A 7911-nucleotide genomic window follows, 5' to 3' on the forward strand; every position below is an offset into this window, starting at 1 on the left:
GCACTATATGGCCGTGCCGCCGACGATGTTCGAGACCGTCGTGCAGGGGTTGGAGCAGTCCGGCACCGCGCGCGGCGCGCGGCTGATGATCGAAAAACCCTTCGGCCACGATCTGCAGTCGGCGCGCTGGCTGAACCGGGTGCTGCATCTGGTGTTCGACGAGCAGTCGATCTTCCGCATCGACCACTATCTTGGCAAGGAGGCGATCCAGAACCTGCTCTATTTCCGCTTCGCCAACTCCTTCCTCGAGCCGATCTGGAACCGCAACTTCGTCGAGAGCGTGCAGATCACCATGGCCGAGGATTTCGGCATCGAGGGCCGCGGCAAATTCTATGACGATGTCGGCTGCATCCGCGACGTGATCGAGAACCATTTGCTCAACATCCTGCTTCTGCTCGCCATGGAGCCGCCGGTCGGCCGCTCGGCCGACGACCTGATCGACGAGAAGGTGCAGGTGCTGCGCGCGATCCGCACGCTGACCAGGGACGACGTCGTGCGCGGCCAGTTCGACGGCTATCTGGCCGAGCCGGGCGTCAGGCCCAACTCGCCGGTCGAGACCTTCGCCGCGGTGCGCTTCTTCGTCGACACCTGGCGCTGGCGCGACGTGCCCTTCTTCATCCGCGCCGGCAAGAACATGCCGGTGCACGCCACCGAGGTGATCGTGCGGCTGAAGCGGCCGCCGCTCGACGTCTTCGATCCGATCAAGCCGGACGACGCCAATTACGTGCGCTTCCGCATCGACCCGCAGGTGGCAATCTCGATCGGCGCTCAGCGCAAGAGGGCCGGCGACGACATGATCGGCGAGCAGGTGGAGCTCACCGCGCTCGACGACTCCAAGGGCGACATGCCGCCTTACGAAAGGCTGATCGGCGACGCCATGAACGGCAATGGCCAGCTGTTCACGCGCCAGGACGCCGCAGAGCTTGCCTGGCGCATCGTCGGCCCGGTGCTCGGCGACACCACGCCGCCGGCAATCTACGCGCCCAAGACCTGGGGGCCGGCCGACGCCATGAAAGGCTTCGGCCCGCCCGATGGCTGGATCAATCCGACCAGATAATTTCCGGGGAGGAGGGAATGGCGAAGGCAGCAAAGACCGCCGCGACGGGCAGCGATCCGATCGTGCTCAGCATCGATGTCGGCGGCTCGCATGTGAAGATCCTCACCAGCGCCGGCGGCGAGATGCGCCGCGTTCCGTCCGGCCCGAGCCTGACCCCCGACCAGGTCGTCGCTTCGGTCGGGAAACTGGCGGAGGGCCTGACCTACGACTTGATCTCGATGGGCTTTCCCGGCCCTGTAACGGACAACAAGCCCTCGCTCGATCCCTTCAATCTCGGCAAGGGCTGGAACGGCTATGATTTCACCGCCGCTTTCGGCAAGCCGGTGAAGCTCGTCAACGACGCGCTGATGCAGGCGATCGGCAGCTATGACGGGGGCCGCATGCTGTTCCTCGGCCTCGGCACGGGCCTGGGCGCCGCCATGATCATCAGGAATGTCGGCCAGCCGATGGAGCTTGCCCATCTGCCTTACAAGAAGGGCGCGACTTTCGAGGATTATGTCGGCGAGCGCGGCCTGGTGAAGCACGGGAAGAAGAAGTGGCGCAAATACGTTTTCGACGTCGTGGGCAGGCTTCGGGCCGCCTTGCAGCCGGACTATGTCGTGATCGGCGGCGGCAATGTCGACAAGCTCGATGAATTGCCTGAAAAATCCCGGCGCGGCGACAACACTCGCGCTTTCGAGGGTGGATTTCGTCTATGGCGCGACAAGGCGCTGATCGTCTGATATAGTTACATTTCAGTATAATTGTTCAAAACAGCGTGTATTGATGCGACAAACGTTGCGTCGCGCAGATTTGCCGACTAGGAATTCGCCGGTCTGCGGCCCCTGCGGCTTTCGAATTCGCCAACAACGCTGGCAGCGCTTTGAGATTACACGCCGCGAAAGCCGGATCGGTTTCGCGGCCTTGCGGTAGGAAATGGAGGGACTACGTGGACGAAGACACCAGCACAGCCAAGGAAGTCGACCTGCTCGAGCTCACCGCTCACATCGTATCGGCCTATGTCGCGAAAAACCGCCTGCCCGCTTCGGACCTGGGCGGGCTGATCGCCAGCGTCGCCTCATCGATCGGCGGGATCAGCCAGCCGGCGGACCCCGCGGCCCCCCCGCCGACCCCCGCCGTCAATCCCAGGCGCTCGGTGACGCCTGACTACATCATCTGCCTCGAGGACGGGAAGAAGTTCAAATCCCTGAAGCGCCATATCGGCGTGCATTTCGGCCTGACGCCCGAAGCCTACCGCGCCAAATGGGGCTTGCCGGTCGACTATCCGATGGTCGCTCCCAACTATGCGGCTTCGCGCTCGCAGCTGGCCAAATCGATCGGCCTCGGCCGCAAGGCGGAGCCGGAACCGGTGAAGCCAGCCAAGGGCAGGAAGGCCAAGGCGCCCGTCTGAATCGCTCGCCTGAAATAGCGCGCCTGCACCAATGATTTGAGGAAGCCTGCCGAGGAATCCGCCTTGGCAGGCTTCCTGCTTTTGTGGCTTGGTTGCTACCGCCAGAGCAATTCCAGGAAAAGTGTGACGCGGTTTTCCGTCTGGAATTGCGCAAGAACAAAAAGGGGGAGCGGTTCACCGTTTCGTGGAAACGGTGAACTGTTCCATTGGGGGAACCGACCATGAACTACGCCAGGATGCTGATCGAGAAGGAAGCGCCGGAGGAATACGGCTACGACCGCATCCGCTACAACCTCTCCGAAAGCTCGATCGCCGACCAGAAACTCTCCGACATCGGTCTGACGCTGCCGGACCTCACCTTGTTCTATGGCGAGCATCGCGGCGACAAGGACCTGCGCGCGCTGATCGCCGCGCAGGACAACGGCCTTTCCCACGCCGATGTGCTGGTGACGGCGGGCGCGGCCGGCGCTCTGTTCATCATCGCCACCGCGCTGCTGTCGCCCGCTGACCATCTTGTCGTCGTCCGGCCGAACTACGCCACCAACATCGAGACGCCGAAGGCGATCGGCTGCGCCATCTCCTATGTCGATCTCGATTTCGACCAGGGCTTTGCCATCGACATCGAGCACGTGAAGGCGGAGCTGCGGCCGAACACGAAACTGATCAGCGTCACCTGCCCGCACAACCCGACCGGCACGATGATGACACGCGCCGATCTCGACGCGCTGATCGCGCTTGCCGAACATCACAAGTGCCGCCTGCTGGTCGACGAGACCTATCGCGATCTCTCCTACGGCGAGCGCCTGCCGGCGGCGGCCTCGCTCAGCCCAAGCGCCATCAGCGTATGCTCCCTGTCCAAAGCCTTCGGCATTCCGGGCATCCGCATCGGCTGGCTGCTGACTCGCGATCCGGAGCTGCAGGAAACCTTCCTTGCCGCCAAGGAGCAGATCGGCATCTGCGGCAGCGTCATCGACGAGGCGATCGCCCGCGCCACGCTTGAACGCCGTGACGCCTTCCTCGCCTCGCTGCTGCCGGAGATGGCAAGGCGCCGCGACATCGTGCAGGCCTGGATCGACGGCGAGACGCTGGTCGACTGGGTGCGGCCGCAAGGCGGCGTCGTCGGGTTCCCGCGGCTCAATGTCGATGCGGGCTTCGACCTCAACCGCTTCTACACCCGGCTGCTGGAGGAGCACGGCGCCTATGTCGGTCCCGGCCACTGGTTCGAGATGCCGAAGCGCTTCTTCCGCCTTGGCTTCGGCTGGCCGACGGAAGCGGAGCTGCGCGGCGGGCTGGCCGCCATCTCCGCCGCGTTGCGGAGCTGAATCGCCGTCCGGGCAAAAATTCGATTTTCTTTGATCCAGCGCGGATTTTTGCGCGCATGGCAGGACGAACTGGGCTAAAGGGTTCTGGCCGGACCAGCCCCCATCGTGGAAGTGCCCCGCCGGCCATTGTCGCAACGGGGCCCTCGAATCATGACCGTCGAAGCAACCTCACCAGACCAGCGTTACGCCGCGTTCCGGCACCGCCCGTTCGTCAGCTACTGGACGGCGCGTTTCCTCACCACCTTCGCCACGATGATCGTGTCCGTTGCGGTCGGCTGGCAGGTCTACGACCTGACCCGCGACCCGTTCGATCTCGGCATTGTCGGCATCGTCCAGTTCCTGCCTTCGCTGCTTCTGGTCCTGGTCACCGGGGTGGTCGCCGACCGCTTCGGCCGCCGGCTGATTATGACGCTGGCGACGCTGGTCGAGGCCGGCTGCGCGCTGGCCCTGCTGCTTCTGACGCTGCGTGGCCTTCACGGCCCGCTGCCGATCTTCATCGTGCTGGTGATGTTCGGCATTGCGCGGGCCTTCTACGGACCGGCTTCGTCCTCGCTCTTCGCCAATCTCGTGCCGCAGGAGGATTTCGCCAACGCCATCGCCTGGAACTCGTCGGCCTGGCAGACGGCGACCATCGTCGGCCCGGTCGCCGGCGGCCTGCTCTACGGCGTGTCGGCGGAAGTCGCCTACGCCACCGCCGCCATATTGATGCTCGCCGCCGCGGTGCTCATCTTCACCATCCCGAAGCCCGCTCAGCAGACGGCCACCGACAAGCCGACGATGCAGACGCTGTTTGCCGGCTTCCGATATATCTGGGGCGAGAAGATCGTGCTCGGCGCGATCTCGCTCGACCTCTTCGCCGTGCTTCTGTCGGGCGCCTCGGCGCTGCTGCCGGTCTATGCGCGCGACATCCTGCAGCTTGGCCCCTGGGGCCTCGGCCTGCTGCGCTCGGCGCCCGGCATCGGCGCGATCTGCGTCGCCGTCTGGCTTGCCGGTCACCCGCTCCGCGACCATGCCGGCAAGATCATGCTGGGCTTCGTCGCCTTGTTCGGCGCCTTCACCGTGCTGTTTGGCGTCTCGACCATCACCTGGCTGTCTATCGCAGCCCTCGCCTTGCTCGGCGCCACCGACATGTTCAGCGTCTATATCCGCGAGACGCTGATCCAGCTCTGGACGCCCGACGAGGTGCGCGGCCGCGTCAACGCCGTCAACCAGGTCTTCGTCGGCGCCTCCAACGAGGTCGGCGAATTCCGCGCCGGCACGATGGCGGCCCTGATCGGCACCGTCCCCGCCGTGGTGATCGGCGGCATCGGGGCTGTCGCGGTCGCGGGATTGTGGGCCTGGCTGTTCCCGGCGCTGCGGCAGGTGCGGCATTTGAACAGCCGCGAGTGATCGCGCCCTGTATCTAAGCCGCCAAATCCGACGCTGGAGCCGATCAGGCTGCGCCGTCGGTCAACGAGACGGGTCGCGAGCAGACCTACTCCGAGAAGCTCACGCTGACGCCGCGCTGACGAAAATAGGCCTGCATCAGCTTGCGGCCGGCGCGGTTGTTCTGCACCAGCCTGGCCGGATCGAACACCGCTTGCTTCTTCCCCTCCCGTGCCAGCGCCGCCTTGAGGGCCGCGATATGCGCATCGAGGTCGGCATTGTCCGCTCGGAGTGAGGCATAGATATTTTCGGTCGCCTCGGCCAGGGTCAGTTCGCTCACAATATCTTCCTTTTGATTGATGGGGCGGCGGATAACACAGATTCGGGGCCGCTCCGATACCATCCGTTTTTGTTCCTCGCGTTTCCAGGGGATGGCTTCTATCTTGGACAGGGCCCGATGCTGATGTGGCGAGGCGGGCTCTCACCTGACAGGAGGTTTACGTTGTGAAAATACGCACGACAACGCACAATCATCCAGGACAACCAGGCGTCATTCTGCTGGATCAGCCATTGGCGAACATGATCGTGGCCACCGACATTCGCGATGGCGCGACGACGCTGTTCGGCACCGTTGATCTCCAGGCGAACTATTCCGGCAAGTACGACATCAGAGTTGAATTGTCGCCGGACGAACTCACGCGCGTCTACCGACTGCTCGTCAAAAATCTCCTCGAGAAAATACAGGAGCTTACTGAAGCAATTCCAGGAAAAGTGTGAGCGGTTTTCCGTCAGGAATTGCGTCAAGACAAAAGAGATAGAGCGGTTCGCCGTTTCCGTGAAACGGTGAAACGCTCTAGCGAGCAAAATCCTTGAAGGCGGAGGCGGTTTTTTGAGTCGAGCACAGCCGTTCGAAGCACATTCGGTTGACTTTACCCCGCCGCCGGCCTGCCAAAAATCAGCCCCAAAAACTCACCCAGCCAGCGCTTGAGGTGCATGTCCCAGATCAGCCGGCCGCCGAGATGGTCGCGGCCGGGCTGGGCGCCGGGGAGCTCGAAGCGATGCGCGCCGCGCACCACCCAGCGATGCATCATTATCCGGGTCAGCTCGCCATGGAACTGGATACCCCAGGCGTTCTCGCCGTAACGAAACGCCTGGTTGGGATAGGTTTCCGCTGTCGCCAGCAGCGTCGCTTCCTTCGGCAGCGAAAAGCCCTCGCGGTGGAACTGATAGACCATTTCCGGCCAGTGCAGCAGCTTCCTGCCGGCCTCGGTCGCCTTCAGCGGATACCAGCCGATCTCGACCAGTCCGTCGCCATGGCCCTCGACCTTGCCGCCGAGATGGTTGGCGAGCATCTGCGCGCCGAGGCAGATGCCGAGGAACGGCCGGTTCTCCTTCAGCGGGATTTGCAGCCAGTCGGTCTCGCGGCGGACGAACTCGTCCTCGTCATTGGCGCTCATCGGCCCGCCGAACACCACCGCGCCGGCATGATCGTCCAGCGTGCAGGGCAATTCGTCGCCCAATGGCGGCCGGCGGACGTCGAGATCGAAACCTTCTTCCAGCAGCATATGGCCGACGCGGCCGGGGCTCGACGTTTCCTGATGCAGCACGATCAGGATTTTTGGTCTCGGCCTCGCTCTGGGTGGCATGGAAGGCGATGGGTCCCGTTATTCGTCGCTCGACTTGCCCCGCGCGCCGGGCACCTGCGCCGCCGCCTTGCGGCGCGCCTCGATGCGGTCACGGCGCTCGACGCCGATCAGCTCGGCGACCCGCCAGACGGTGTTGTCCTCCAGCTCGTCAAGCTCGCCGTCGGCATAGACGATTTCCCACATCAGGCCGATGAAGGCCTTGCGCGCCTCGGCGTCGAGATCGCGCTTCAAGACGCTGGTGAAGGCGTAGAGGTCGATCGCCTCATTGTCGGCGCGCTCGCCGGCCGCGGCCAGCGCGTCGAGCTCCTCGCCGCTCACCGAATAGGTCTCGGCCAGGATCTGCTTGAAGCGCTCCCATTCGACGTCCTGGCGCACGCCGTCGGCGTTCATCACGTGGTAGAGCAGCGCTGAGGCCGCGACGCGCGGATCGTCGGCGCTCGGCTTGGCTTCGCCGCCGGCCGGCAGGTCCCTCAGGAAGGCCAATACGCGCTCGAACATTGATGTTTTTTCCCTACCCGCCAAAACCCTGCCTCAGAACAAACGAAACCGGCGCGGCGATTTTTCCGCTTCCTCTTCCGGCGCGACACCCGGATCGTCGGGCAGAGGAGGTAATTCCGAACCCCGCCCAGCGGTTTCAGCTTCGCTGACATCTTCCGTAACAGCCGCGTCCTTCTCGCCGCCATTCGCCGGCAAGGGCTTCTCGACAGGCGCGTCCGCAACAATGTCGATCGCCTTTTCAGCGGGTGCTGCAGCGGGCGGCGCAGCTGTGATCGCCGGCACCGCGGCGTCCGTCTCGCTGTCGATCAGCTGGCCGAGCCGCTCCATCGGCGCGCGCCAGGTGAAGGCGTCGAGCTTGCCGGTGACCGGCGACACCGGCGCCCAGCGCTCGGAGATGACGCCGTCCGCCACCCAGGCCGGATCGCGCGGCGCGCGTACGGCTTTGGACAGCAGCTGCCTGACCTTGCCCTGGTCGCCGGTCTCGGCTTCCTCGATATCGGCGAGCAGCAGATAGGCCCCCTCGCGGCGATCCATGCGGATCGCGGCCTCCGCCTCGCGCCGCGCGGTGGCGAAGTCCTGCGCGTCGAGCGCCGCGCGCGCCACGGCCATTGACGACTCGGCGTGGTTCCTCTT

General features: G+C 64.5%; 9 protein-coding genes and 1 pseudogene. 6 read left to right on the top strand and 4 right to left on the bottom strand.

The features are described from left to right. From EOA28_RS17275 to EOA28_RS17295, 5 genes are all read left to right on the top strand, one after another. A partial coding sequence (locus EOA28_RS17275) for a glucose-6-phosphate dehydrogenase (NADP(+)) (protein WP_148670744.1) occupies positions 1–1057 on the top strand: 1057 nt, incomplete at its 5' end. Between the two features lie 17 nt (positions 1058–1074). Then, complete coding sequence (locus EOA28_RS17280; RefSeq protein WP_127251638.1) at positions 1075–1779, top strand: ROK family protein; 705 nt, start codon at positions 1075–1077, stop codon at positions 1777–1779. A 206-nt stretch (positions 1780–1985) separates the two neighbouring features. After that, positions 1986–2447: a MucR family transcriptional regulator gene (locus EOA28_RS17285; protein WP_127386456.1), complete on the top strand. Its 462-nt coding sequence runs from the start codon at positions 1986–1988 to the stop codon at positions 2445–2447. A 221-nt stretch (positions 2448–2668) separates the two neighbouring features. Continuing rightward, on the top strand, positions 2669–3769 hold the full coding sequence (locus tag EOA28_RS17290; protein WP_127386455.1) for an aminotransferase class I/II-fold pyridoxal phosphate-dependent enzyme: 1101 nt from the start codon (positions 2669–2671) through the stop codon (positions 3767–3769). 147 nt (positions 3770–3916) lie between these two features. Beyond that, positions 3917–5158, top strand: coding sequence for an MFS transporter (locus tag EOA28_RS17295; RefSeq protein WP_189342075.1), 1242 nt, complete (start codon positions 3917–3919; stop codon positions 5156–5158). 85 nt (positions 5159–5243) lie between these two features. Here EOA28_RS17295 and EOA28_RS17300 read toward each other — a convergent pair whose 3' ends face one another. Continuing rightward, positions 5244–5477, bottom strand: a complete 234-nt coding sequence (locus EOA28_RS17300) for a hypothetical protein (protein ID WP_127253603.1) — start codon at positions 5475–5477, stop codon at positions 5244–5246. Positions 5478–5638: 161 nt separating this feature from the next. On the opposite strand from EOA28_RS17300, the gene EOA28_RS17305 reads away from it, so the two are divergent. Continuing rightward, a complete protein-coding gene (locus EOA28_RS17305; protein WP_128315084.1) occupies positions 5639–5911 on the top strand; it encodes a hypothetical protein in 273 nt (90 codons plus the stop codon). Between the two features lie 152 nt (positions 5912–6063). Here the strand turns inward: EOA28_RS17305 and EOA28_RS17310 are convergent, their stop codons facing one another. The 3 genes and pseudogenes from EOA28_RS17310 to EOA28_RS17320 form a co-directional block, all read right to left on the bottom strand. Beyond that, positions 6064–6780 (bottom strand): glutamine amidotransferase, encoded by a 717-nt coding sequence (locus tag EOA28_RS17310; RefSeq protein ID WP_127253600.1) that lies wholly within the window; start codon positions 6778–6780, stop codon positions 6064–6066. A gap of 18 nt (positions 6781–6798) precedes the next feature. Then, entirely contained in the window at positions 6799–7278 is a 480-nt protein-coding gene (locus tag EOA28_RS17315) for a TerB family tellurite resistance protein (protein ID WP_127253601.1), read from the bottom strand. A 33-nt stretch (positions 7279–7311) separates the two neighbouring features. Then, a pseudogene (locus EOA28_RS17320) lies at positions 7312–7911 on the bottom strand (heme biosynthesis protein HemY); the annotation flags it as partial.

The organism is Mesorhizobium sp. M2A.F.Ca.ET.067.02.1.1, from assembly GCF_004023285.1.
GTDB lineage: Bacteria > Pseudomonadota > Alphaproteobacteria > Rhizobiales > Rhizobiaceae > Mesorhizobium.

What these genes read in the sequence shown, in the direction of transcription:
- EOA28_RS17280 (WP_127251638.1), top strand. Translation starts at nt 1,075, where the DNA reads ATGGCGAAGGCAGCAAAGACCGCCGCGACGGGCAGCGATCCGATCGTG.
- EOA28_RS17290 (WP_127386455.1), top strand. Translation starts at nt 2,669, where the DNA reads ATGAACTACGCCAGGATGCTGATCGAGAAGGAAGCGCCGGAGGAATAC.
- EOA28_RS17310 (WP_127253600.1), bottom strand. Translation starts at nt 6,780, where the DNA reads ATGCCACCCAGAGCGAGGCCGAGACCAAAAATCCTGATCGTGCTGCAT.
- EOA28_RS17315 (WP_127253601.1), bottom strand. Translation starts at nt 7,278, where the DNA reads ATGTTCGAGCGCGTATTGGCCTTCCTGAGGGACCTGCCGGCCGGCGGC.